Consider the following 23,138-nt stretch of genomic DNA (forward strand, 5'->3'; position numbering starts at 1 on the left):
CAAGCCAGCGGCCAATCCAAGCCAGCGGCCAATCAACTCTCCAAGCGATGGCGGACAAAGACGGCAGGGACCATGATGACGTCGGGTGTTACCCGGTCCTAAGGGCGGTCGCCTGCCGCCGGGACTGCTGGCTGTGATGGGCCGCAGTCCCGGCCGCCAAACTACCCGATCCTTCTCAAACAATCCTATGGCGAAGCAAGGAGCGGAGCGACGCGGCGCAGACCATAGGATCCATGCCGCGACTTCAAGGCGTTGCAGCGGTGCAGGCTTCTGCTCCGCTGCATTCCTTGGCTGATGTCGCGGCATGGATCCTCGGGTCGAGCCCGAGGATGAGGAAGGCGTTGGTGCTTGGCGCTATCGTCCAAATGCAAAACGGCCCGCTCTTCAGCGGGCCGTTCGTATTTGATATCGAGCCGATCAGTTGGCCGGAGCAGGAGCCGGTGCTGGCGCGGGTGCCGGAGCTGGCGCGGGGGCCGGTGCAGGCGCAGGCGCAGGCGCCGGTGCAGGCGCCGGAGCTGGTTCGGCTGGCTTGGCCGGTTCAGCTGGCTTCATCGGCTCTGCCGGCGCGGGCGCCGGGGCCGGTGTGCTGGCCGCTGGCGGCTCGGCGGGTGCCGGATGTTCGCCGCTTCTGCCGAAAACGTAATACGCGACAATCGCCAGGATAACAACGACCAGCGCGATCAGCCAAGGGCTCCCGCCACCGCCGCTTGGCCTGGGAGTGTCGTTTGATGGATTCGCCATAAAAGTGTCCTCCGTGGATGAAAATGATCAATCAACAGCCATCAACGCGCAACCGTTGAATGGGTTTCACGCTAGCGAAGGAAACCGCCGGAAACGCGGCGTTTTGGTCCCCCCACTGCCATCCGACTCAATTGACGGCGGTGACAGTATAGCCGGCTTTGCGGAAATCCTCGACCAGTCCCTGCGGACCGGGAAGGTGGAGCGCGCCGACCGCCATGAAGGCATTTCCTTTGGCCAGGATCGGCTCGGCATGATCGACCATCACCTTGTTGCGGCTGGTGATCATGGTTTCCTCGAAGGCCGCATAGCCGGCGGGATCGTTCTGCTCTTCGGGCATGGCGGCGCGGAACAGCGGCCAGAACATGCCGGTGTCGCCGCGCTGGTAGAGGATGATCATGGTCTCGTTGATGTCGTTGACCTTGTCGCCCAGCTTCAGAGTGTCGACCAGGCCCTTCATGTGAAAGGCGAGCGGCAGCGAGGCCATGGCGCGCAACTGGCTCTCGGCCGTTTCCAGACCTTCCACCGGCTTGCCGGCAGCTTTGGCACTCTCGGCGAGCTTGACGTCGAGCACTGGCGCTCCGCCGGACTGGCGGGCGAGTTCGCAAGCCGGAAGCGCCATCATCGCCGACAGCATCCATGGCTTCATCTTGGCGACCGTTGCCGGCGGGATGCCACGAGCGTCGAGTGCTGCATTCATCGCCGCCGCTTCGTCCGGGGTCAGCAAGGACGACAGCGTCGTGGAGTCGGTGAACATCATCAGGTCCGGCTCTTTCAGCATCGCCGTCATCATCTTCTGCTTGTCGAGCACATCGGTGGTTTCGATGATGAGGGTGCCGGCAGCGTCAAAGGCCTTCTGAGCTTCCGGCGTCAGCGTGGTGACGCGCGGGTCGGTCATGTGCATGGTGCCGAACAAATAGGATGGCTGTTCGCCCGGCTTTTCCAGCTTCCACAGCAGGCCCTTGCCATTGAGCGTGGCGGCGGCTTCCGCCTCGATCTTGCTGTAGGTGGCGGGATTGCTCTTCTGCAGGGCCGACAGCATGTCGGCGCCGGCGCAGGTCGGGACTTCCGCATGCGCCCTGCCGGCCGCGAACAACAGGACGGCAAGAAAGGACAGGAAAAACAGCACGTTGAGCGCGACAAGCAGCTTCAGCGACAGGGAAGCTGCACGATCGGCGATGGCGATGACACGTTTCATGATCCTATTCCTAGGACCGAAAAGCGGCAAAACGGTTAATTGGTACCGCGAAATTGAAGGCTTCACGCCCTCGGATGGGCCGATTCGTAGATTTCGAGCAGCCTTGCTGTGTCGACGCCGGTGTAGATCTGCGTCGTCGACAGGCTGGCGTGGCCAAGCAGTTCCTGGATGGTGCGCAAATCGCCGCCTCGGCCGAGCAAATGCGTGGCGAAGGAATGGCGTAGCGCGTGCGGCGTCGCGGTATCGGGCAGATTGAGCGCCGAGCGCAGCCTGGCCATGTCGCGCTGGATAATGGCCGGGTTGAGCGGGCCGCCGCGTGCGCCGCGAAACAACAGGCCTTTCGGATCGAGATGGTAGGGGCAAAGCCGGCGGTATGCGGCGATTGCCCTGAGCGCCACCGGCAGCACCGGCACCAGCCGCGTCTTGCCGCCCTTGCCGGTGACGCGCAGCACAGTGTCGGCCTCCGAGGCCAGATCGGCGCCGGCGAGACCAAGTGCTTCCGAGATGCGCAGGCCGGAGCCGTAAAGCAGCGTCAGCACGGCGGCATTGCGGGCGGCGATCCAGGGTTCTTCCGCCAATTGACCCTCGACGGAGACGACATGCTTGGCGTCGCTCGCGGTCAGCGGTTTTGGCAGCGATTTCGGCTGGCGCGGTGCGCGAAGTGCGGCGGCACCGGCAGCATTGGCGAGACCGCGCCGCTCGAGAAAACGCAACAGCGAGCGGATGCCGGCCAGACCTCGGCCGAGCGTGCGGGCGCCGGCGCCGGCGTTTCGCCGGGCGGCGAGGAAGCCGCGCAGATCGGCCGGGCGCAGATTGGCGATATCCGAAATGCCGGGCGAGCCGCCGCAATGGCCGGTGAGGAAATGCAGGAACTGGCGCGTGTCGCGCTCATACGCCTCGACCGTTTCCGGCGACAGCCGGCGCTCACGCGCCAGCATCTTCAGCCAGCTTTCGCGCGCCGCCTGGAGATCGGGTTTCGCCGGGATGAGGAATTCCTGCATGGCGGCATTTTCGGGTATTCGGGTTAGGAAGCGGTGAAGAGCCCGTCATTGAAATGACAAGGGGCGATCATTGAAATGACGCCGGGCTGGGGTTAGAGCAGGCCAAAGGATATTTCGCGATGAGCAAGCCGCAAAACCCTGTCCAGATGGCCGTGATCGGCGCCGCCCATGGCATCAAGGGCGAACTCAGGGTGAAAACCTTCACCGGCGAGCCGCTGGCGCTGGCCGACTATGGGCCGCTCTATGCCAGAGACGGCCGCGTCTTCCAGATCATCGATATCCGTCCCGCCAACACGGTTGTCGTGGTGCGCTTCAAAGGCATTGCTGACCGCAATGCCGCCGAGGCGCTCGCCGGTACGGAACTGTTCGTCGACCGGTCGATGCTGCCCGACGATGGCGAGGAGGATGAATTCTATCATGCCGACCTCGTTGGACTGGAGGTTCGGGACGATACGGGTGCCGCGCTCGGCAAGGTCGTCGCCGTGCATAATTTCGGCGGCGGCGACATTCTCGACGTGACGCTTGCCGGCCGCAAGGGCGTGCTGATCCCGTTCACCCAGGCCGCCGTGCCTCAAGTGTCGATCGCCGATGGCTTTGTCCGTGTCGACCCGGCGGCGGCCGGACTTATCGAGGACGAGGATGGCGATGCGCCGCGGGACGACAATTTCGACCCGAAGGGCAGGCCGCGCGGACCGCGCGACGCCGGGGGCAACCGTTGAGTTTCTCGGCTAGCGTGCTGACGCTCTATCCCGAGATGTTTCCGGGCGCGCTTGGCCTGTCGCTGGCGGGCCGCGCGCTCGAGGCCGGCACATGGTCGCTGGAAGCGATCCAGATCCGCGATTTCGCCACCGACAAGCACCGTACCGTCGACGACACGCCGGCCGGCGGCGGCGCCGGCATGGTGATGCGTGCGGATGTGCTGGCCAGGGCGATCGACCATGCCTCGCCGCCGGGTGACACGCGTCCGCGCCTGCTGATGAGCCCGCGTGGAAAACCGCTGACCCAGGCACGCGTGCGCGAGCTTGCCGCCGGGCCGGGCACCGTCATCCTGTGCGGCCGTTTCGAGGGCGTCGACCAGCGGCTGATCGAGGCGCGAGGGTTGGAGGAAGTCTCGATCGGCGATTTTATTCTCTCGGGGGGCGAGCCGGCAGCGCTGGTGCTGCTCGACGCGGTGGTTCGGCTTTTGCCTGGTGTCATGGGAAACGCCGTGTCCGGCGAGGAAGAGAGCTTTGAAAACGGCCTGCTCGAACATCCCCACTACACGCGGCCGCAGGAGTTCGAAGGCTGGGAGATCCCCGAGGTGCTGATTTCGGGCAATCACAAGAAGATCGCGGCATGGCGGCGGGAGCAGTCCGAGCGGCTGACTAGGGAGAGACGGCCGGACTTGTTGGAGAACGGCAAGACCGACAATGGCTGAGATCGCTCAAAGCTCGGCAAGTCTAAGATTCTTTGGCGACGATCTGGACCCTGCTGAGCTCACTAACCTCTTAGCTGGACAACCGACCTATGCGGTTCGGAAAGGGGACCTTCATACGTATCCCCCGAACCAACCACCTCGTGTAGCGCTGAAAGGACTCTGGAGGCTGTCGTCGGAATACGAAAAGCGCGATCAGCTCGATCGTCAGATCACGGACATCTTGAAAACGCTCACATCAGATCTCGCGGTCTGGGTCGATCTTGTGCGGCGGTTCAAGGTCGACATGTTTTGCGGTGTTTGGCTCGATGAGGGAAATCAAGGGCTGGCACTGATGCCACAGACGCTGCACCTGCTGGGCGAACGCGGTGTAAAGCTGGAGCTCGACATCTACTATGAGCCACCGACGGCAGATGCCGATGATGATGGTTCGGAGTGATCTGTCCTCAACCCTTGCTGAAATAGTAAAAAGCCAGAAAAAGACCAACCGCGATGACAAAGCCGCGCACCACGTTTTGCGGCACGCGTTTGGCGATCCACACGCCGGCATAGCCGCCGAGCGCCCCGCCCGGGATCATGACGATCGCCTGCGGCCAGGCGACGACGCCACCCGAGACGAAGACGGTGATCGCCACCGCGGCGATGACCACGGCCAGCATGTTCTTCAGCGCGTTCAGCCGGTGATAGTCGCCGGCCTGTGTCAGGCCGAGCGTCGCCAGCATCATCACGCCCATGCCGGCGCCGAAGAAGCCGCCATAGATGGCGGTGACGAACTGTGCCAGCGAACCGGCGAGCGAGCCGACCGCCGCTTCCTGCCCGGGCATTGGCGCTGGCTTCAGCCACGGCCCGGCGGCAAACAGGGCGGTTGCGGCCAACAACAGCCACGGCACCAGGACGCGAAAGGACGGGTTGTCGAGCGCCAGCAGGATCAGCGCGCCGGCCAGCGCGCCGATTGCCGAGATCAGGCAAAGAAGAAGGGCGCCGCGCCAGAAATGCCTGATGTCGTCCCAATAAGCCAATGTCGAGGTGATGTAGCCCGGGAATTGGGTAACAGACGAGGTGGCGTTGGCGACGATAGGCGGCACGCCGACCAGTGTCATGGCGCCGAAAGTGATGAAGGTGCCGCCGCCGGCGACCGCGTTGGCGGCGCCGGACAGAAAGCCTGCCAGGAAAAGCAGGATGGCGTCGAAGACAGACATGAAATGCCGCCGTGGAAAACTGTGTTATGTCAGGCTTAGAAAGCCCCAGGCAGCGGCGCAACCCGGCACGAAGCGAATACGATGGTGCCATGCCGGCAAAAAAGACTCGGTGTGAGGCGTGACAAAGCGCTGAAATAGCTGTATGTGCCCGCCCGTACCGGACAGAAGAATCTGCCGGACCCGTCAACAATGACGGTGTAGTCGCCCCTGTCCGATGCCTTGGAGACAAAGCTGTCTCAGAGACAAAGGACATAGCCGAGCGGTCAATGGAACTGCAAGGCGAGCGTAGGGCGCTCTGACTGTCGGAAGAACAAGAAGTGGACTATTGAGATGGATATCATCCGTCAGCTCGAGGCCGAGCAGGCCGCCAAGATCGAAGCCAAGCGCAAGCTTCCCGAATTCCAGCCCGGCGACACCGTGCGCGTCCAGGTCCGCGTGACCGAAGGCACCCGCACCCGCGTCCAGGCCTATGAGGGCGTCGTCATCGCCCGTGCCGGTTCCGGCTTCCAGGAAAATTTCACCGTCCGCAAGATCTCCTACGGCGAAGGCGTCGAGCGCGTGTTCCCGGTCTACTCGCCGATGGTCGAAGGCGTCGAGATCGTGCGTCGCGGCAAGGTGCGTCGCGCCAAGCTCTATTACCTGCGCGATCGTCGCGGCAAGTCGGCCCGTATTTCGGAAAACACGGGCGTGCGCGCCCGCAAGCTCAACGATGAGGAGCGTGACGCGCTGAACGCCGAGAAGGCCCGCATCGAGGCCGAGAAGGTCGCCGCTGCCCAGGCGCTCGCCGCCGAAACGGCCGCCAAGGAAGCCGCCGAGAAGAAGGCCGCCGCCGAGGCTGAGGCTGCCAAGGCCGCTGAAGCGACCCCGGCCGAATAAGATTTCGGCAATCCCATTCAAAAAGGCGGCTTCGGCCGCCTTTTTTCGTTTCACCAGACTGTGAACGCTTTCAGCTCCGGAAACTGGATCAGGGTGTTGACGGCATATTATATTGTGTACTAAATAATCGTGCACAAGATAATTGGAGATTTGATATGGCACTCTACACCACACAGGCTCACGTCACCGGCGGCCGCGCCGGCCATGGCGAGACCAGCGACGGTCTGCTCAAGGTCGATCTGGCGATGCCCAAGGAACTCGGCGGGCCGGGTGGCGCCACCAATCCCGAGCAGCTTTTCGCCATCGGCTACGCCGCCTGCTTCGAAAGCGCCATCCGCTTCGTCGCGCGCAAACAGAAGCTGCCGCTGACGGATGCCGGGGTAACCTCGACCGTCAGCCTGCTTCCCAATGGCGAAGGCTTCAAGCTCGGCGTCGCGCTCGCGGCGGAAACGAAAGGCCTTGATCAGGCGGCGGCGGAAGCGCTTGTATCGGAGGCACACAAGATCTGCCCCTATTCCAACGCCATCAGGGGCAATGTCGAGGTGGCGCTTTCGGTAAAGGCGGCATGACGGAAAAGACCACAAAGAGCACCAGCGACGTTCCGGCGGAGGCCGCCGGGACGATCCGGGTCCCGCGGCTCGACCAGCAGCTCTGCTTCGCGCTCTATTCGGCGAGCGGGCTGATGACGAAGCTCTACCGGCCTCTGCTCGATCCGCTTGGCCTGACCTATCCGCAATATCTGGCCATGCTGGCACTATGGGAGCACGCGCCGAGCACGGTGGGCACGCTTGGCCAGGCGCTTGGCCTGGATTCCGCGACGCTGACGCCGCTGCTCAAGCGGATGGAGGCAGGCGGCCTCGTTACCCGCCGCCGCGATGCCGCCGACGAACGCCGGGTGCTGGTCGAGCCGACCGCCAAGGGCCAGGCGCTGCGCGCTCACATGAAGGATGTGTCATCGGGACTTGCCTGCAGCGTGCCGCTGGAGCCGGGCGAAGTGAAGGCCCTGCACGCGACACTCACCCATCTTGTCGCCAGGATGCGCAACGCCGTAACGGAAGACGCATCGGCGGATGCTGAAGCGTTGGTTTCTGGCTCGACATAACCAGATCATCCCGAAATCCCTGAATTGAGGGCATCCGAATCCCTTTTCGCGCGGGCTGACGCAGCGGACCGTCTTGCATGACGCATGCGGAAAGCTAAAGTCGGCGCCGGATTTTCCTGTAAGCCCATCCGGGCGCTTTCAATTTTCGGGAGTGTGTCATGACCAAGTCGAAACTGCTGCTGGCCGGCCTGCTTGCCCTCGTGCTTGCGCCCGTCGCCGCATGGGCGGCCGATGCGCTACCCGATCTCGCCGGCAAAAAGGTGGTGGTGGTGACCGAAAACGCCTATCCGCCGCTGCAGTTCATCGATCCCAAGACGGGAAAACAGATCGGCTGGGAATATGACGCGATGAACGAGATCGCCAAGCGGCTGAACTTCAAGGTCGAGTACCAGAACACCTCCTGGGACGCGATGATCCAGGCGGTTTCCGACAACCAGTACAACATCGGCATGACCGGCATCACCATCAAGGACGACCGCAAGGAGAAGGTCGATTTCTCCGACCCCTATATGCGCTCGGAGCAATTCATGCTGGTGCGCGGCGACGAAAGCCGCTTCACCGACGCCAAGACTTTTGGTGCCTTCAAGGACGGGCTGATCGGCGCGCAGGCCGGTACCACGCCGTTCTACACCGCCGTCTACAGCGTGCTCGACGGCAATGAGCAGAACCCGCGCATCAAGCTGTTCGAGACCTTCGGCGCCACGGTGCAGGCATTGAAGTCCGGCGATGTCGACGTCGTGCTGACCGACGGCACCGCCGGCAAGGGCTATGTCGATGCTTCCGAGGGCAAGCTGAAGCTGATCGGCGGACCGCTCGGCACCGAGGATTTTGGCTTCATCTTCCCGAAGGGATCGGACCTGGTGAAGCCGGTCAACGCCGCAATCGCCGCGCTGAAGGCGGATGGGACGCTGGATGCGCTGAACAAGAAGTGGTTTCTTGATTACAAGATGGGGCAGTGAGCCATCTTGGTGGGGTCTCGGTTGATAGCGCGCTGACATTGCGCCTAGGCACCCCCCTCTGTCCTGCCGGACATCTCCCCCGCAAGTGGGGAGATCGGCTGTTTCTTCCGCTTTCGCCAATCACCACCGTTGCAAGAAGAGTGCCGTCGACAAAGCCGCCGATCTCCCCCCCTGCGGGGGAGATGGCCGGCAGGCCAGAGGGGGGTGCCTTGGCGCGATCCTTTTGATGCCCGCCTCCTCCCCCAAATCTGACTTCCCATGGTGGCTTGCCGTTGCCGCAGCGCTTGCACTGGTCGCGGCACTGTCGATCGCCACCAGCAACCTCTATGCCCAGGTCTTCGCCACTGTCGCCAAGGGTATCGGCGTCACCGTCTTCGTCACCGTGGTGGCCTTCGCGCTGGCGTCGATCATCGGTCTCGGCATTGCGCTGATGGGCCTCTCCGGTTCGCCCTGGCTGCGCCAGATCGCCCGCTTCTATGTCGAGATCATCCGCGGCGTGCCGATCCTGGTGCTGCTGTTCTGGATCGCCTTTGCCGGTGCGCCGGCCTTCGTCGCGGCGTGGAACGCGCTGACCGCGCCGCTGCAAAGCGCCGGCTATCTCGGTGAATTGCTGGTGCGCGACGTGTCGCTGTTGTGGCGAGCCATCATGGCGCTGACCATCGGCTACTCCGCCTTCATCTCAGAGGTTTTCCGGGCCGGTATCCAGGCGGTCGAGAAGGGCCAGATCGAGGCGGCCAAGGCGCTCGGCCTCAGCCGCGCGCAGCGCTTCCGGCTGATCGTGTTTCCGCAGGCGATCCGCACCATCCTGCCGCCGCTCGGCAATGATTTCGTCGCTTTGGTCAAGGATTCCTCGCTGGTCTCGGTGCTCGGCGTCGCCGACATCACGCAGATGGGCAAGGTCTATGCCGCCGGCTCGTTCCGCTTCTTCGAGACCTATTCGATAACAGCCTATATCTATCTCATCCTGACCGTCAGCCTGTCGCTGGCCTTGCGGGCGCTGGAACGGCGGCTGCGAAACCAGCATCAGGAATAGTTTTCCGGCGAAGACGGCGCTACGATCCCCGGCATATCTGTTGAGGAGGTCTCATGATCGTCGACAAGGCCAATGCGGCGCTGGATTCCGTCTACGGCGCCGATACGCCGGAAACGCTGGCGCAAGCCTATGCCGCATGGGCCGCGACCTATGACAGCGAGACCGCCTCGCTCGGCTATTTGCTGCCGTTCCTGATCACCGCCTGGGTGGCGCGCTACGTGCCGGCTGGCGATGGACCATTGCTCGATGCCGGCTGCGGCACCGGCCTTTCGGGGCCGTCGCTGAAGGCGCTGGGTTACGGCGACATTGCCGGGCTCGATCTCTCGGACGACATGCTGAAGATCGCCGGCAGCCGCAACGCCTATAGCGAGCTGAAACAGGCGATGCTGGGCGGGCCATTGCCATGGCCGGACGGCCATTTCCGCGCCTTCTTCTCGACCGGCGTCTTCACCATCAGCCACGCGCCGGCGTCGGGCCTGCATGAACTGGTGCGCATCACCGGGAAAGGCGGCCACGCCATCTTCACCGTGCGCGACCAGGTTTTTGAGAGCGGCGGCTTTCAGGCGGTGTTCGATGAACTGGAGCAGGCGAAGAAATGGCGTCTGGTCGAGCAAAGCCCGTGGTTTCGCTGCTATGCGATCGCAGAGCCTGATGCACTGGTGAAGACGTTTGTGTTTGAAGTGGTTTGAGCCGGTAAGCTTGGCGCTGGTTCCTCGCCCCCGTGAAGCGGGGGAGAGGTGGCCCGGCGAAGCCGGGACGGAGAGGGGGACGACCTACGCGAAGCCAGAACCCAGTGAAAGACGAAGCGCGAGACGGGCCAGGATCGAAGGTATCGGGAGCCAACAAATTCCAGACGCCGCGCAGGCCCCTCTCCGTCCCGGCTTCGCCGGGCCACCTCTCCCCACTTCGTGGGGCGAGGAACTCAAGTCCGGCCTCACACGCCGCAATTGCCGAAAAGCCAAAACATTGGTATGAGCCACGCCATGGAAGAGCTTTTTGGCGATCCGGCTTACAAGGGTTTCGTGCTGCAGGACAGAAAACGCCTGCCGTCGCGCTTTTCCGCGCGCGTCAGCGGTGCGCTGACCAGCCGACTTAGCTAGGCCGACCTGTCCAGGTCGTTGGCCGGCCCGCGATTGCCGGCTTCTGCTCTTTCCCATTCTCATATCGACGGATTTACGCACATGAGCGCACCGCGCACCCTCTACGACAAGATTTTCGAAGACCACGTCGTCGACCGCCAGGACGACGGAACCTGCCTGCTCTACATCGACCGCCACCTCGTCCATGAAGTGACCAGCCCGCAGGCCTTCGAAGGCCTGCGCCTGAGCGGCCGCAAAGTCCGGCATCCGGAAAAGACGCTGGCCGTGGTCGATCACAATGTCTCGACATCGCCCGAGCGCAAGTTCGGCATCAAGAACGAGGAAAGCCGCATCCAGGTCGAGGCGCTGGCCAAGAACGCCAAGGATTTCGGCGTCGAATATTATTCCGAGAACGATATCCGCCAGGGCATCGTCCACATCATCGGCCCGGAGCAGGGCTTTACGCTGCCCGGCATGACCATCGTCTGCGGCGACAGCCACACCTCGACCCACGGTGCTTTCGGCGCGCTGGCGCATGGCATCGGCACCTCCGAAGTCGAGCATGTGCTGGCGACGCAAACGCTGATCCAGCGCAAGGCCAAGAACATGCTGGTGCGCGTCGACGGCCAGTTGCCGGAAGGCGTCACCGCCAAGGATATCATCCTCGCCATCATCGGCGAGATCGGCACTGCCGGCGGTACCGGCTATGTCATCGAGTATGCCGGCGAGGCGATCCGTGCGCTGTCGATGGAAGGCCGCATGACGATCTGCAACATGTCGATCGAGGGCGGCGCGCGCGCCGGCCTGATCGCCGCCGACGAGACCACCTTCGCCTATGTCAAGGACAAGCCGCGCGCGCCGAAGGGCGCGGCCTGGGATGCGGCGCTCGAATACTGGAAGACGCTGCAGTCCGACGAAGGCGCGCATTTCGACAAGGTGATCGTGCTCGACGCGGCGAAACTGCCGCCGATCGTCTCCTGGGGCTCCTCGCCCGAGGATGTCGTCTCCGTGCAAGGCATCGTGCCCAACCCGGACGACATCACCGACGAGAACAAGCGCACCTCCAAGCAGCGCGCGCTCGACTATATGGGCCTGACGCCAGGCACGAAGATCACCGATATCGCGCTCGACCGCGTCTTCATCGGCTCCTGCACCAATGGCCGCATCGAGGATCTGCGCGCCGCCGCCAAGGTGATCGAGGGCAAGACCGTCAATCCGCGCGTCAACGCCATGATCGTGCCGGGCTCGGGCCTGGTCAAGGAACAGGCTGAAGCCGAGGGCCTCGACAAGATCTTCCTCGCCGCCGGTTTCGACTGGCGCGAGCCTGGCTGCTCGATGTGTCTGGCCATGAACGACGACCGGCTGAAGCCGCATGAACGCTGCGCCTCGACCTCGAACCGCAATTTCGAGGGACGGCAAGGCTTCAAGGGCCGGACCCATCTGGTGTCGCCGGCGATGGCGGCTGCTGCGGCAATCGCCGGCCACTTCGTCGACATCCGCGACTGGAAATAACGTCGCGTCTACACGGTTTATTGATTGCCAGACCCCGGATTGCTGTGCGCTTCCGGGGTCTTTTTCGTCCGTGCGGCCGACATATTCGCCGGAGCTTAACCGCTTGTTTGGGCTTGCGCTCTAAGCTCGTCCCTGACGTCAAGCGAGGGGAAGTCACCGTCCTTTGGACACCGGTCTGTTCATAGCGCTGCTCAATCCGACGATCGCGCTGGCCCTCGGCGCGGCCTTCTTCGTGCTGTGGACCTATCAGCGCCACCGGCCCTACCTAGCGGTGCTGGCGCTCAGCTACTGTCTTTCGGCGCCCGGCTTTCTGTTCCAGTATTTCACCTTGCCGCTTGGCATGGCGCTGACCAAGCTGGTGTCGAACATCTGCTTCACCATCGCCGGCTGTTGCCTGTCGGGCGCCATCGTCGCCCGCTACGGCCGCAAGGTGCCCTATTTGGCGATCGGCATCCTCGGTGGCGGCGGGCTGGCGTCGCTGTGCTGGTTCCTGTTCGTCGCGCCGGATCTCACCTGGCGTATCCTGGCGATGAATTTTGCTTTCGGCGGCATCAGCCTTCTGGTCGCCGCCGAATTGCGTCCAGTGCGCAACAACGGCCCGACCGAGAAGATCCTGTTCGTGCTGTCGCTGCTGTCGGGCCTCAACTTCTTCGTGCGCACGCTTGTCGTCGTCATCGCCCACGGCCCCTTCACCAGCTATGACGGGTTCTACGGCTCCTCCTACTGGACGACGGCGCTGCTGTCGCATGCGCTGCTGTCGCTGCTGATCGCGCTTTGCCTGTTCACCGCCGCGGCTCTCGACGTCATGAAGGCGCTGAAGGCCGAGACGCACACCGATCCGCTGTCGGGCCTGCTCAACCGGCGCGGCTTCGAGGAGCGCGCGGCCCAGCTGCTGCAACACTGCGCGATGGCCAGGTTCCCGGTGGCGCTGGTGCTGGCCGACCTCGATCATTTCAAGGCGCTCAACGATGTGCACGGCCATGCCGCCGGTGACCGGGTGATCGCCGATTTCGCCGCCAAGCTGCGCGCGGCCACAGGCGCGCGCGGGGCTGCCGGGCGCATCGGCGGCGAGGAGTTCGCCGTGCTCCTGCCGTTGAGCGATCTGGCGGCCGCGCGGCTGTTCGCCGAGGCTGTACGCACGCTCTACTCGGCAGGCGGCGTCGACGGGCTGCCCCCCGGCACCAAGGTCACCGCCAGTTTCGGCGTGGCGGCCCGCAGCGGCGACGAAGCGCTGGAGCCCTTGATGCGCCGTGCCGACGAGGCGCTCTACAAAGCCAAGAAAAACGGCCGCGACAGCGTGCGCCTGTCCTACGAACGGCCCGAAATGGTGTTCGTGCCGGAGCCGTCCAAGACCGGCTGACGCCGCACGTCCCAGCCTGACGTTAACGTCTTTTTCGCCCGTCGATGCTTAGCTGAGGCACGGGTGCGAAAGAGATGAGCGGCGCGAACTTCATCCTGTTGATCAATCTGTCGGTTGCCGGCCTGCTGGCGGCATCCTTCATGGCGGTCGCGTTCCACGATGTCGGCCGCGCCCCGGCGCGCCGGTTTGCCTTTGGCTATGTCCTGGGCATGGCCTATTCGGCGATCGAATTCAGTATTCCCGCCTTCACCGATGCCCGCATCCCGGTGGTCACCGCCTTCGCTGTCTTCCTTGGCGCTACCATGGCCTTCAATGCCGGACTGGCCCGAAAATACGGCGTTGCGCCGCCATGGCCGCCGATGCTGTTCTTCCTGGTCGCCGCCACCATTGCCGTCTATTTCGTCCAGGACCTGCCGCGCCAGTCGCTGGCCCGCATGATGGCCTACCAGCTTCCCTATGCCGTCATGCAATTCGTCGGCCTGGCCATCGTCTGGTCGTCCAGGCAAGGGCGAGGCCGGCTCGATCGCATCCTCATGGCGGTGCTCGCCGCCAGCGCCGTGCAGTTCGCGTCAAAGCCGTTCATCGCCCATGCGCTCGGTGGCTGGGGCGCCAATCCGCAGGCCTATCTGCAAAGCAACTACGCGCTGGTATCGCAATCGCTCGGCACCGTCTTTGCCCTGGCGCTGGCGCTGCTGATACTGGCCATCCTGGTTCGTGAGGTGCTTGCCGAAGTGACGTCGAGGTCGGAGACCGACACGCTGTCAGGACTGCTCAATCGTGGTGCCTTCACGCGTCAGGCCGAGCAGGCCTTGCTCGGCGCCGTGCGGCAAGGCGTTCCGGTCACGCTGGTCATCGCCGATCTCGACCATTTCAAAGGCATCAACGACAATTTCGGCCATGCCTCCGGCGACCGGGTGATCGAGACCTTCGCCGGTTTCCTGCGCGAGGCCGCCGCCGGCCACCATGTCGCGGGCCGTATCGGCGGCGAGGAATTCGCCATCATCCTGCCGGGAACCAACCTTGCCGGCGCCCGGCTGTTCGCCGAGGGCACGCGCAGCGCGTTCGGCACGCTGCCCATCGACGGGCTGCCTGCGGACATCAGCTGCACGGCGAGTTTCGGGGTCGCCGAACTTCATCCCAGCGAAACCATTGCCGATCTCATGCGGCGCGCGGACGAGGCGCTTTATCTGGCGAAGAATGCCGGGCGCGACTGCGTACGTGTCTCGGCCGGGCCGGGGGGCGAATGGTCGTCCAACGCGGTCGTCATGAGCTCCAGATCAGGATGATCTCCGGACAAACGGGAACCCGTTTGTCCGAGAAAACCGCTTCCCACTTTTCCTGGAATTGCTCTAGCGGCAAGGGCTGAGTTCGGGCATTTCGCCGTCGGACAGCCCGTACATGTAGCTGCGGCCTTTGACGAAGACCGGCGGCCGGTAGCAATCGCTGTAGCCCGAAATCTCGTCGGATTCGTTCTGGTAGATCACCTTGGGCTGACCGGCGCTGGTGTAGTCGGACAGCTGCTTGGCCAGCTTGCCTTCGCCCACGATGATGCGCTTGTAGCCGGCGGCGCTGTCGATGACGAGATTGCCGAAGGAATCGGCGTAGACGCGATCCTGATGGCGCGCGCCGGCAAGTGCGGGTGCAGCCAGCCCGGCGACTGCGGCCGCCACAATGAGCGCCGCTAGGCGCGATTTGCCAGAGTTCGAACGCATGGTGTCTTCCTTTTCGAGGAGCCTCCTCGAATCAGAAATTAACCTTTTATTAACCTTTGTTAAGAGGCTGGCGCGTTGTGCGGCGATGTCTCGTCAAACATGGTTAATTTCCGACTGGGGGGAAAACCCGATGGCCATCATTCGGCCATGCTTGGCCGCACCATCGTGGCTGGCTCCGAATGCGACAGCGGTGGGTGCCCTTGATCTAGGCAAAGCATCGCGGCTAGCTTGTCGCATGGGAGGACAGCATATGGCGTTACGCCGGACGGTTTGGGTGTCCGTTTTCCCGTTGCTCGTCATCGTAGCGGCCTGTGTGCCGCAGGATGGCGGGCCGAAGGCGGCCAATACCGTCTCGCCCGCGCCGGCTCAGCAGTCGATAGCAGCCGCGGCGCCCCCGGCATCCGCGCCTCCAGCACCGGCAACCAAGATCACCACCGATCTCACCGCGCCGCGGTCCACTGTGGGTACAGCGACCTATGGATGCGGCAATGGCAGTGCCATCACCATTCAGAATCTCGGCTCGTCGTTGCGTGTGATCGAGCCGAATGGCACGACCGAAGAGTTTTTGGCGTCGCCCGCCAACCAGTCCAGCCGCTACCAGGAGGCCGCGACGCATAACGCAATCGTGATCGACGGGCGTGAGGCGCTGGTGATGAAGAGGGGCTCGACGCCGCAGACCTGCAAGCGGTAGTTCGAATCCTGACACAGCCGAGCTCTGGACCACATATGCTGCACTGCAGCGATATAGAGCCGGCTGCAGGCCATCAGCCCCTAATCGATTGAAGCCGGAACCTGCCTTTTTGTCAGACTAAATGACGTTTCCAAAACGATTTTCTGGCTTTGACGCGGTGCAAAAAGAGCATTAGAAACCGGCTGTCCGAAGTCGCAACCGGAAGCGGCAATGCCGCATTTTCACCTGCGGCTCCAGAGACGCCGAACCTGGGGGAGCCATGAGCAAATCACCAGCCACCCGCGAATTCGCCAGACGTGAACGGCCGCTCTCGCCGCATCTGACGATCTACCGGCCGCCGATCACGATGACGATGTCGATCATCCATCGCATCACCGGCGGGGCGCTTTATGTCGGCACGCTTCTGGTCGCCGTCTGGCTGATGGCGGCGGCAAGCTCGCAAGGCGTCTTCGACTGGGTCAACTGGGCTTTCGGCACCTGGCTCGGCCGGCTCATCCTGTTCGGGTACACCTGGGCGCTGATGCACCACATGCTGGGCGGCGTCCGCCACTTCATCTGGGACACCGGTGCCGGGCTCGAGAAGCACACTGCATCGAAGATCGCCTGGGCGACGCTTGCCGGGTCGATTGTGCTGACGCTGCTGATCTGGGTCGCCGGCTATATGGCGCGGGGAGCCTCGTGATGAGCAGCAACAAAAGCAACGATATGCGCACGCCGATGGCCAAGGTGCGCGGCCTCGGCTCGTCGCATGAGGGTACACAGCATTTCTGGCGCCAGCGGCTGACGGCGCTCGCCAACATTCCGCTGACGCTGTTCTTCGTCGGGTTCCTGATCGCACTCAATGGTGCCGGTTATGCGGAGGTGCGGGCCGCGCTCGCCAATCCGTTCGTGGCGCTGGTGATGATGCTTTTCCTGATCTCCGGGCTCTACCATATGCGGCTCGGCATGCAGGTGATCATCGAGGATTATATAACCGGCGAAGGCCTGAAGCTGGCGACGATAGCGCTGAACACATTTTTCACCATAGCGGTTGGCGTCGCCTCGATCTTCGCCCTGCTTAAACTTGCATTCGGAGGCTGATTTGGCCAAGGACGCGAAATCAGCCAACACGGCAGGCCACACTTTTGTCGACCACAAATTCGACGTGGTGGTCGTCGGCGCCGGCGGCGCGGGTCTGCGCGCCACGCTTGGCATGGCCGAACAGGGCCTGCGCACCGCCTGCATCACCAAGGTGTTCCCGACCCGCTCGCATACGGTGGCCGCGCAAGGTGGCATTGCCGCCTCGCTGTCCAATATGGGCCCCGATTCCTGGCAGTGGCACATGTACGACACCGTCAAGGGCTCGGACTGGCTGGGCGATGTCGACGCCATGGAATATCTGGTGCGCGAAGCGCCGGCCGCGGTCTACGAGCTCGAGCACTATGGCGTGCCGTTCTCGCGCACCGAAGAGGGCAAGATCTACCAGCGGCCGTTCGGCGGCCACATGATGAATTACGGCGAAGGCCCGCCGGTGCAGCGCACCTGTGCTGCCGCCGACCGCACCGGCCACGCCATCCTGCACACGCTCTACGGCCAGTCGCTGAAGAACAACGCGCAGTTCTTCATCGAGTATTTCGCCCTCGACCTGATCATGGAGCCGGATGGCACCTGCACCGGCGTCGTCGCCTGGAACCTCGATGACGGCACCATCCACCGCTTTTCGGCCAAGATGGTGGTGTTGGCGACCGGCGGCTATGGCCGCGCCTATTTCTCGGCGACCTCGGCGCACACCTGCACCGGCGACGGTGGCGGCATGGCAGCTCGGGCTGGGTTCCCATTGCAGGACATGGAGTTCGTCCAGTTCCACCCGACCGGCATCTATGGCGCCGGCTGCCTGATCACCGAGGGCGCGCGCGGCGAGGGCGGCTATCTCGTCAACTCCGAGGGCGAGCGCTTCATGGAGCGCTATGCGCCATCGGCCAAGGACCTTGCCTCGCGCGACGTTGTTTCGCGCTGCATGACGCTGGAAATCCGCGAGGGCCGTGGCGTCGGCAAGAAGAAGGATCATATATTCCTTCATCTCGACCATCTTGACCCGGCGGTCTTGCACGAAAGGCTCCCGGGCATTTCGGAATCGGCAAAAATCTTCGCCGGCGTCGACCTGACCAAGGAGCCCATCCCGGTGCTGCCGACGGTGCACTACAATATGGGTGGCGTGCCGACCAATTATTGGGGCGAGGTGCTCAATCCCACCGCCAAAAGCCCCGACAAGGTGTCGCCCGGCCTGATGGCGGTCGGCGAAGCCGGCTGCGCCTCGGTGCATGGCGCCAACCGGCTGGGCTCGAACTCGCTGATCGATCTGGTGGTGTTCGGCCGCGCCGCGGCGATCCGCGCCGGCCAGGTCATCGATCGCAAGTCGGCGATCCCTTCGCCCAATGAAGCCTCGGTTGAAAAGATCATGGATCGCTTCGACGGGCTGCGCCACGCCAATGGCTCGACGCCGACCGCGGTGCTGCGCGAAAAGATGCAGAAGGCGATGCAGGAAGACGCTGCCGTGTTCCGCACGCAGGAATCGCTGGAAAACGGCTGCAAGCGCATTTCGCAGATCTGGAGCGAGCTCAAGGACATCAAAGTCTCCGACCGCTCGATGATCTGGAACTCCGACCTGGTCGAGACGCTGGAGCTGGAAAACCTGATGGCCAACGCCATCACCACCGTCTACAGCGCCGAGGCGCGCAAGGAGAGCCGTGGCGCGCATGCGCGGGAAGATTTTGCGTCGCGCGATGACGCGGTTTGGCGCAAGCACACGCTGGCCAAGCTGAGCGAGGACGGCAAGGTGACGCTCAGCTACCGGCCGGTGCACACCGAGCCGCTGTTGGCCGAAAAGGACGGCGGCATCAGCCTCGCCAAGATCGCGCCCAAGGCCAGGGTATACTGATGATGGCGCTGGCGGGCTCAGGCTATTCCGGCACCCTTCCGGCCAAGCTCGGCTTGAAGGACGGCATGGTCGCGGCCTTCATCGCGCTGCCGCCGGAGCTCGACGACCTTGCTGACGCCGTGGCTTTTGCCGGAGTCGATCGGCTGGCCGATTGGTCTGCCATCGCGGGTGCCGCTCTCAAATACGACGCCGTCCATGCCTTCACCAAACAGCGCGCCGAGATCGAGGATCGCCTCGGTGATGTCGAGGCAGCTATCAAGCGTAACGGCATGGTCTGGGTTTCCTGGCCGAAGAAAGCATCGAAAGTGCCAACCGATGTCACTGAGGGCGTCGTCCGCTCTGAAGCGCTGAAGCTTGACCTCGTCGACGTCAAGGTCGCCGCCGTCAATGAAATCTGGTCCGGGCTGAAGCTCGTCATCCGAAAGGACCTGAGGTAATGGTCGAACTGACGCTCCCCAAGAACTCGAAGATCCAGGCGGGGAAGACCTGGCCGAAGCCGGAAGGTGCCACCAATCTGCGGGAGTACCGCATCTACCGCTGGTCGCCGGACGATGACGAAAACCCGCGCATCGACACCTATTTCGTCGACATGGACGATTGCGGGCCGATGGTGCTCGACGCGCTGCTGTGGATCAAGAACAAGATCGACCCGACGCTGACCTTGCGCCGCTCCTGCCGCGAAGGCATTTGCGGCTCCTGCGCCATGAACATCGACGGCTCCAACACGCTGGCCTGCACCAAGGGCTGCGACGACATTTCCGGCGCGGTGAAAGTCTATCCGCTGCCGCATATGCAGGTGGTCAAGGACTTGGTGCCCGACCTCACCAATTTCTACGCCCAGCACGCCTCGATCGAACCATGGCTGAAGACGGTGTCGCCGCAGCCGGCCAAGGAATGGCTGCAGAGCCATGAGGACCGCGAGAAGCTCGACGGACTCTACGAATGCATATTGTGCGCCTGCTGCTCGACCTCGTGCCCGAGCTACTGGTGGAACGGCGACCGCTATCTCGGGCCGGCAACCCTCTTGCAAGCCTATCGCTGGCTGATCGACAGCCGCGACGAAGCCAAGGGCGAGCGGCTCGACAATCTCGAAGACCCGTTCCGGCTCTACCGCTGCCACACCATCATGAACTGCGCGCAGACCTGTCCCAAGGGGCTGAACCCGGCCAAGGCGATCGCCGAGATCAAGAAGATGATGGTGGAGCGGCGGGTCTAGGCGGAGCAGGCTTGCTGCAACCTCGGACGTAGCGATCCTTGGCGCCCCCCTCTGTCCTGCCGGACATCTCCCCCACGGGTGGGGAGATTGGCTGTGATTGCGGCTTTCGCCAATCTCCAAGGTTGAAGGATAGCGCGCTGTCGGCGAAGCTGCCGATCTCCCCCCTTGTGGGGGAGATGTCCGGCAGGACAGAGGGGGGCGCTGTCCCGCCAGCCTCAGAAAGGATTGTAATCCAATGAGCGAAGACCTTCCCATCCTCAATCCCGTCGAAGCGCGCGTGCTCGGCTGCCTGATCGAGAAGAAGGAACTGACGCCGGATGTCTACCCGCTGACGCTCAACGCAGCCCTTGCCGCCGCCAACCAGAAGACGGCGCGCGAGCCTGTCATGGCGCTGGAGCAGACAGAGGTGCACCGGGGTCTGAAGCTGCTCGAGCAGAAGGGGCTGGTGCGGCAGATGTTCGGCTCGCGCGTCGAGCGCTATGAGCATCAGATGGCGCAGCGCTTCTCGCTGACCACGCCGCAGACCGCTTTGCTCGGCCTGCTCCTGTTGCGCGGGCCGCAGACGGCGCATGAGCTCTTGGCGCGCGCTGAGCGCATGGCGCGGTTTTCGTCGATCGAAGACCTGCGCGCTGAACTCGACATGTTGATCGGCCGCCGGCCGCCGTTGATCCAGGAAATCCCGCGCGGGCCAGGCCAGCGCGAGGACCGCTACGTGCATCTTCTCGCCGGACCGGTGGATATTGCAGCGCTATCGGCGCAACGCAGCGCGCCGGCCGTGCCACACTCCGACCTGGAAGCGAGATTGGAAGCGCTGGAGCAGGAAGTCGCAGCCCTTCGCGCCCGGCTTGACGCGTTGGGCGCTTAGGCCGCCATTGTCCGTCATGAAAACGCCGGCCCGAAGGCCGGCGTTTGTCACTTCAGGTCACCCTGCTCTATCTCTTTGTTTTAACGCAATTCCGGACGGAAAACCGTTTCACACTTTTCCTGGAATTGCTCAGCCGAGCCTGGCGTCGAGCGACACCTTGATCGCGCCGAGCGCCTTGGAGACGGGGCATTCGGCCTTGGCCTTCTCGGCCAGTTCCTTGAACTTCGCCGCATCGATGCCGGGCACCTTGCCGACCACCGTGATGGCGCTGCCGGTGATGCCGGTGCCTGGAACCAGCGTCACCACGGCCTTGGCGTCGAGTTCGGCTGCGGGCGTGCCGTTTTCGGCCAGAAAATGCGAGAACTGCATGGCGTAGCAGCCGGCATGCGCCGCGGCGATCAGCTCTTCCGGATTGGTGCCGGATTTGCCGCTTTCATCCTCGAAGCGCGCCTTGAACGAATAGGGCGTGCCCTTGAGCGTCCCGCTCTGGCTGTCGAGCGTGCCTTTGCCTTCTTTCAGATTGCCTTTCCAGACGGCTGTTGCGGTGCGATCCATGAAGTCCTCCTTGGTTTGTCTTGAACTTGGCCTGGGTGAGCCCCGGCATCACCTCAACTATAGCGCGGGCGGGCGCGAAGACCACTGCGCTGTTTGGACCACGGTGCGATGACGGTTCATTCCTTGCGGGAAAATATTCGGGCTCTCCGAAAAAATGTTCGAGCAAAAATGTCGACTTCCATCCGGCCCGGCCGTCCTGCGGGCGGCCATGGGATTCTTGGCCGGATGGAGGTTCACATGGACAATCTGTTTTTCGCATTGTGGAAGAGCCCAGGCGATAGGCCTGAGCGACAGGAAGACTTCTGGCTGGATCCGCCAGCGCCCATCCTCGGCAGGCTGCTGGCGGCTCTTGCCATCATCGGTGTCGCGGCATGCCTTCTCGACCATGCGGCCGCGGTCGAAGGCAAGGCTGACACGTTCGTCACCGCATCTTATGGTTCATCGCAGCAAGGGAGCTGGAAATGAAATATGTCTGCCTGGTCTATGGCGAGGAGAAAGACCTTTACGCGCTCACCGTCGAACGGGGGGCCAAGCTCGACGCCGATTCGCTGGCCTATGACAGGTCCCTGGACCAAGAGGGAAAGCTGATCATCGCGCAGGCGCTGCAATCGGTGAGGACATCGAAGACGGTGCGACGGCGTGAGGGCAAGCGCCTTGTCATCGACGGCCCCTTCGCCGAAACCAAGGAGCAGTTGCTTGGCTTCGTGATGGTCGAAGCGGGCACTCTCGACGAAGCGCTGGACATCGCCGCCGGCATCCCGCTGGCCGAACTCGGCACGATCGAGGTACGGGCGATCTACGACATACCGGGATCATAGGCGGAGCCTGGCTTTGGCGGTTGGGGTCGCAGATCGGCTTGTTCAATCGCCTAAGCTTCACCAGCCGCAAATTGAGTTTTCTTCATCAGAAGCAACTCTTGCGTGTTGAAGCAGCGCGACAGTTCTCCTATCGTCCGCCGGATTCCTGGGGGATGTCGACATGCCTTTTCTGATTGCTATCCTTGGCGTGCTCGGAGCGGCGGCGTTCTGGTGGTACCGGATGAAGGCCATGAACGACGCTGCGCGCGAGGTCGCCGATGTCGTCGGGCGCGTGCAAGGCAACATCAGGCGCAAGAAGCTGCGCAAGCAGGCGGCGCTGTCGCCGCTGACGGCGATCGACGATCCGGTGGTGGCCGCCGCGACGCTGATCACATCGATCGTCTCCGAGAGCGGGCCGATCCTGCCGCAGCGCGAGGCCGTCATCCGCGCGGTCATTTCCGAGATCGCCGACAAGAAGAAGACCGACGAGGCGGTGATCTACGCCAAATGGGCAGCGTCACAGATCGACGACACCACTGTCGTCATCGACAAGCTGGCGCCGTTCCTGCGCGAGCGTCTCGATGTGGCCGAGCGAAACGATCTGCTGCAGATGGTCAACCGAGCCGCACAAGGCGGCGAGAAGCGCCTTGAGATCGCCGACCAGCGCATGCTTCGGCTGCGGCAGAAGCTGGGTTTCGAGGTCAACTAGGCTGTGCTGATATTCAGGTGAGGCCGGCCTGCAAACGACGGCTTCCTGCGCTTCCGGCCTTCGCCGGCCGAAGCACTCATGAGTGGCGTTGCGGTCAAGGCTACGGCCGGCGCAGGCCAATGCTCCCGTACTTTGTGTACGCCCCGCTCCGTTCTCAAAAACTACCGTTCTCGACCCGGTGTCGGAATTGAGCGCCAGCTCAGCG

28 protein-coding genes are annotated in these 23,138 nt (G+C 63.4%); 23 read left to right on the top strand and 5 right to left on the bottom strand.

The features are described 5' to 3' along the window. Positions 1-233: 233 nt before the first annotated feature. The gene (locus AC1DX4_RS17400) at positions 234-665 is read left to right on the top strand and encodes a hypothetical protein (protein WP_477221474.1); all 432 of its coding nucleotides are present in this window, start codon (positions 234-236) and stop codon (positions 663-665) included. A gap of 203 nt (positions 666-868) precedes the next feature. Here AC1DX4_RS17400 and AC1DX4_RS17405 read toward each other — a convergent pair whose 3' ends face one another. Both AC1DX4_RS17405 and AC1DX4_RS17410 read right to left on the bottom strand, forming a co-directional pair. Next, on the bottom strand, positions 869-1,936 hold the full coding sequence (locus AC1DX4_RS17405; protein ID WP_477221475.1) for a TraB/GumN family protein: 1,068 nt from the start codon (positions 1,934-1,936) through the stop codon (positions 869-871). Positions 1,937-1,998: 62 nt separating this feature from the next. After that, the gene (locus tag AC1DX4_RS17410) at positions 1,999-2,937 is read right to left on the bottom strand and encodes a tyrosine recombinase XerC (protein ID WP_477221476.1); all 939 of its coding nucleotides are present in this window, start codon (positions 2,935-2,937) and stop codon (positions 1,999-2,001) included. A 119-nt stretch (positions 2,938-3,056) separates the two neighbouring features. Between AC1DX4_RS17410 and rimM the strand changes: the two genes are divergently transcribed. Genes rimM through AC1DX4_RS17425 form a run of 3 tightly spaced genes read left to right on the top strand, consistent with a single transcriptional unit; the run spans position 3,057 to position 4,790 of the window. Further along, positions 3,057-3,656, top strand: a complete 600-nt coding sequence (gene rimM / locus AC1DX4_RS17415) for a ribosome maturation factor RimM (protein ID WP_477221477.1) — start codon at positions 3,057-3,059, stop codon at positions 3,654-3,656. Next, positions 3,653-4,354, top strand: coding sequence for a tRNA (guanosine(37)-N1)-methyltransferase TrmD (gene trmD, locus AC1DX4_RS17420; RefSeq protein ID WP_477221478.1), 702 nt, complete (start codon positions 3,653-3,655; stop codon positions 4,352-4,354). Before rimM ends, trmD begins: the two co-directional genes overlap by 4 nt. Further along, positions 4,347-4,790, top strand: a complete 444-nt coding sequence (locus tag AC1DX4_RS17425; RefSeq protein WP_477221479.1) for a DUF4279 domain-containing protein — start codon at positions 4,347-4,349, stop codon at positions 4,788-4,790. Before trmD ends, AC1DX4_RS17425 begins: the two co-directional genes overlap by 8 nt. Before the next feature lie 7 nt (positions 4,791-4,797). On the opposite strand, the gene AC1DX4_RS17430 is transcribed toward AC1DX4_RS17425, so the two are convergent. Next, the gene (locus AC1DX4_RS17430; RefSeq protein WP_477221480.1) at positions 4,798-5,550 is read right to left on the bottom strand and encodes a sulfite exporter TauE/SafE family protein; all 753 of its coding nucleotides are present in this window, start codon (positions 5,548-5,550) and stop codon (positions 4,798-4,800) included. A gap of 330 nt (positions 5,551-5,880) precedes the next feature. Here AC1DX4_RS17430 and rplS point away from each other — a divergent pair, with 330 nt between their 5' ends. From rplS to AC1DX4_RS17475, 9 genes are all read left to right on the top strand, one after another. Beyond that, positions 5,881-6,426, top strand: coding sequence for a 50S ribosomal protein L19 (gene rplS, locus AC1DX4_RS17435; RefSeq protein WP_477221481.1), 546 nt, complete (start codon positions 5,881-5,883; stop codon positions 6,424-6,426). Positions 6,427-6,581: 155 nt separating this feature from the next. Next, complete coding sequence (locus AC1DX4_RS17440; RefSeq protein WP_115141895.1) at positions 6,582-6,995, top strand: organic hydroperoxide resistance protein; 414 nt, start codon at positions 6,582-6,584, stop codon at positions 6,993-6,995. Further along, complete coding sequence (locus AC1DX4_RS17445) at positions 6,992-7,528, top strand: MarR family winged helix-turn-helix transcriptional regulator (protein WP_477221482.1); 537 nt, start codon at positions 6,992-6,994, stop codon at positions 7,526-7,528. The genes AC1DX4_RS17440 and AC1DX4_RS17445 overlap by 4 nt, the downstream gene beginning before the upstream one ends. A 158-nt stretch (positions 7,529-7,686) precedes the next feature. Beyond that, positions 7,687-8,487, top strand: coding sequence for a transporter substrate-binding domain-containing protein (locus AC1DX4_RS17450; RefSeq protein ID WP_477221483.1), 801 nt, complete (start codon positions 7,687-7,689; stop codon positions 8,485-8,487). A gap of 226 nt (positions 8,488-8,713) precedes the next feature. Beyond that, the gene (locus AC1DX4_RS17455) at positions 8,714-9,520 is read left to right on the top strand and encodes an amino acid ABC transporter permease (protein WP_477221484.1); all 807 of its coding nucleotides are present in this window, start codon (positions 8,714-8,716) and stop codon (positions 9,518-9,520) included. 53 nt (positions 9,521-9,573) lie between these two features. Beyond that, on the top strand, positions 9,574-10,209 hold the full coding sequence (locus AC1DX4_RS17460; protein ID WP_477221485.1) for a class I SAM-dependent DNA methyltransferase: 636 nt from the start codon (positions 9,574-9,576) through the stop codon (positions 10,207-10,209). A 492-nt stretch (positions 10,210-10,701) separates the two neighbouring features. Beyond that, positions 10,702-12,111 (top strand): 3-isopropylmalate dehydratase large subunit, encoded by a 1,410-nt coding sequence (gene leuC, locus AC1DX4_RS17465; protein ID WP_477221486.1) that lies wholly within the window; start codon positions 10,702-10,704, stop codon positions 12,109-12,111. 163 nt (positions 12,112-12,274) lie between these two features. Next, the gene (locus AC1DX4_RS17470; RefSeq protein WP_477221487.1) at positions 12,275-13,471 is read left to right on the top strand and encodes a GGDEF domain-containing protein; all 1,197 of its coding nucleotides are present in this window, start codon (positions 12,275-12,277) and stop codon (positions 13,469-13,471) included. Between the two features lie 74 nt (positions 13,472-13,545). Further along, entirely contained in the window at positions 13,546-14,757 is a 1,212-nt protein-coding gene (locus tag AC1DX4_RS17475) for a GGDEF domain-containing protein (protein ID WP_477221488.1), read from the top strand. A 63-nt stretch (positions 14,758-14,820) separates the two neighbouring features. Here the strand turns inward: AC1DX4_RS17475 and AC1DX4_RS17480 are convergent, their stop codons facing one another. Next, positions 14,821-15,183: a hypothetical protein gene (locus tag AC1DX4_RS17480; RefSeq protein WP_477221489.1), complete on the bottom strand. Its 363-nt coding sequence runs from the start codon at positions 15,181-15,183 to the stop codon at positions 14,821-14,823. A gap of 250 nt (positions 15,184-15,433) precedes the next feature. Here AC1DX4_RS17480 and AC1DX4_RS17485 point away from each other — a divergent pair, with 250 nt between their 5' ends. The 7 genes from AC1DX4_RS17485 to AC1DX4_RS17515 all read left to right on the top strand — a co-directional run bounded on the left by AC1DX4_RS17485 (position 15,434) and on the right by AC1DX4_RS17515 (position 20,872). Then, a complete protein-coding gene (locus AC1DX4_RS17485; RefSeq protein ID WP_477221490.1) occupies positions 15,434-15,874 on the top strand; it encodes a hypothetical protein in 441 nt (146 codons plus the stop codon). Between the two features lie 259 nt (positions 15,875-16,133). After that, positions 16,134-16,556, top strand: coding sequence for a succinate dehydrogenase, cytochrome b556 subunit (gene sdhC, locus AC1DX4_RS17490; protein ID WP_477221491.1), 423 nt, complete (start codon positions 16,134-16,136; stop codon positions 16,554-16,556). After that, complete coding sequence (gene sdhD / locus AC1DX4_RS17495) at positions 16,556-16,954, top strand: succinate dehydrogenase, hydrophobic membrane anchor protein (RefSeq protein ID WP_477221492.1); 399 nt, start codon at positions 16,556-16,558, stop codon at positions 16,952-16,954. The genes sdhC and sdhD overlap by 1 nt, the downstream gene beginning before the upstream one ends. 1 nt (position 16,955) lies before the next feature. Next, positions 16,956-18,791 carry a succinate dehydrogenase flavoprotein subunit gene (gene sdhA / locus AC1DX4_RS17500; RefSeq protein ID WP_477221493.1) on the top strand — a complete coding sequence of 612 codons (1,836 nt, stop codon included), beginning with the start codon at positions 16,956-16,958 and terminating at the stop codon, positions 18,789-18,791. Positions 18,792-18,793: 2 nt separating this feature from the next. After that, positions 18,794-19,228 carry a DUF3052 domain-containing protein gene (locus AC1DX4_RS17505; protein WP_477221808.1) on the top strand — a complete coding sequence of 145 codons (435 nt, stop codon included), beginning with the start codon at positions 18,794-18,796 and terminating at the stop codon, positions 19,226-19,228. Continuing rightward, on the top strand, positions 19,228-20,007 hold the full coding sequence (locus AC1DX4_RS17510) for a succinate dehydrogenase iron-sulfur subunit (protein ID WP_477221494.1): 780 nt from the start codon (positions 19,228-19,230) through the stop codon (positions 20,005-20,007). The genes AC1DX4_RS17505 and AC1DX4_RS17510 overlap by 1 nt, the downstream gene beginning before the upstream one ends. Positions 20,008-20,242: 235 nt before the next feature. After that, positions 20,243-20,872, top strand: a complete 630-nt coding sequence (locus tag AC1DX4_RS17515; RefSeq protein ID WP_477221495.1) for a YceH family protein — start codon at positions 20,243-20,245, stop codon at positions 20,870-20,872. A 129-nt stretch (positions 20,873-21,001) separates the two neighbouring features. Here AC1DX4_RS17515 and AC1DX4_RS17520 read toward each other — a convergent pair whose 3' ends face one another. Continuing rightward, entirely contained in the window at positions 21,002-21,427 is a 426-nt protein-coding gene (locus tag AC1DX4_RS17520) for an OsmC family protein (protein WP_477221496.1), read from the bottom strand. Positions 21,428-21,535: 108 nt separating this feature from the next. On the opposite strand from AC1DX4_RS17520, the gene AC1DX4_RS17525 reads away from it, so the two are divergent. From AC1DX4_RS17525 to AC1DX4_RS17535, 3 genes are all read left to right on the top strand, one after another. Beyond that, positions 21,536-21,892, top strand: coding sequence for a hypothetical protein (locus AC1DX4_RS17525; protein ID WP_477221497.1), 357 nt, complete (start codon positions 21,536-21,538; stop codon positions 21,890-21,892). Further along, positions 21,889-22,245 carry a YciI family protein gene (locus tag AC1DX4_RS17530; protein ID WP_477221498.1) on the top strand — a complete coding sequence of 119 codons (357 nt, stop codon included), beginning with the start codon at positions 21,889-21,891 and terminating at the stop codon, positions 22,243-22,245. The genes AC1DX4_RS17525 and AC1DX4_RS17530 overlap by 4 nt, the downstream gene beginning before the upstream one ends. 160 nt (positions 22,246-22,405) lie before the next feature. Next, a complete protein-coding gene (locus tag AC1DX4_RS17535; protein ID WP_477221499.1) occupies positions 22,406-22,933 on the top strand; it encodes a hypothetical protein in 528 nt (175 codons plus the stop codon). The last annotated feature ends 205 nt before the right edge of the window (positions 22,934-23,138 follow it).

Source organism: Mesorhizobium sp. P3_A8 (assembly GCF_056402995.1).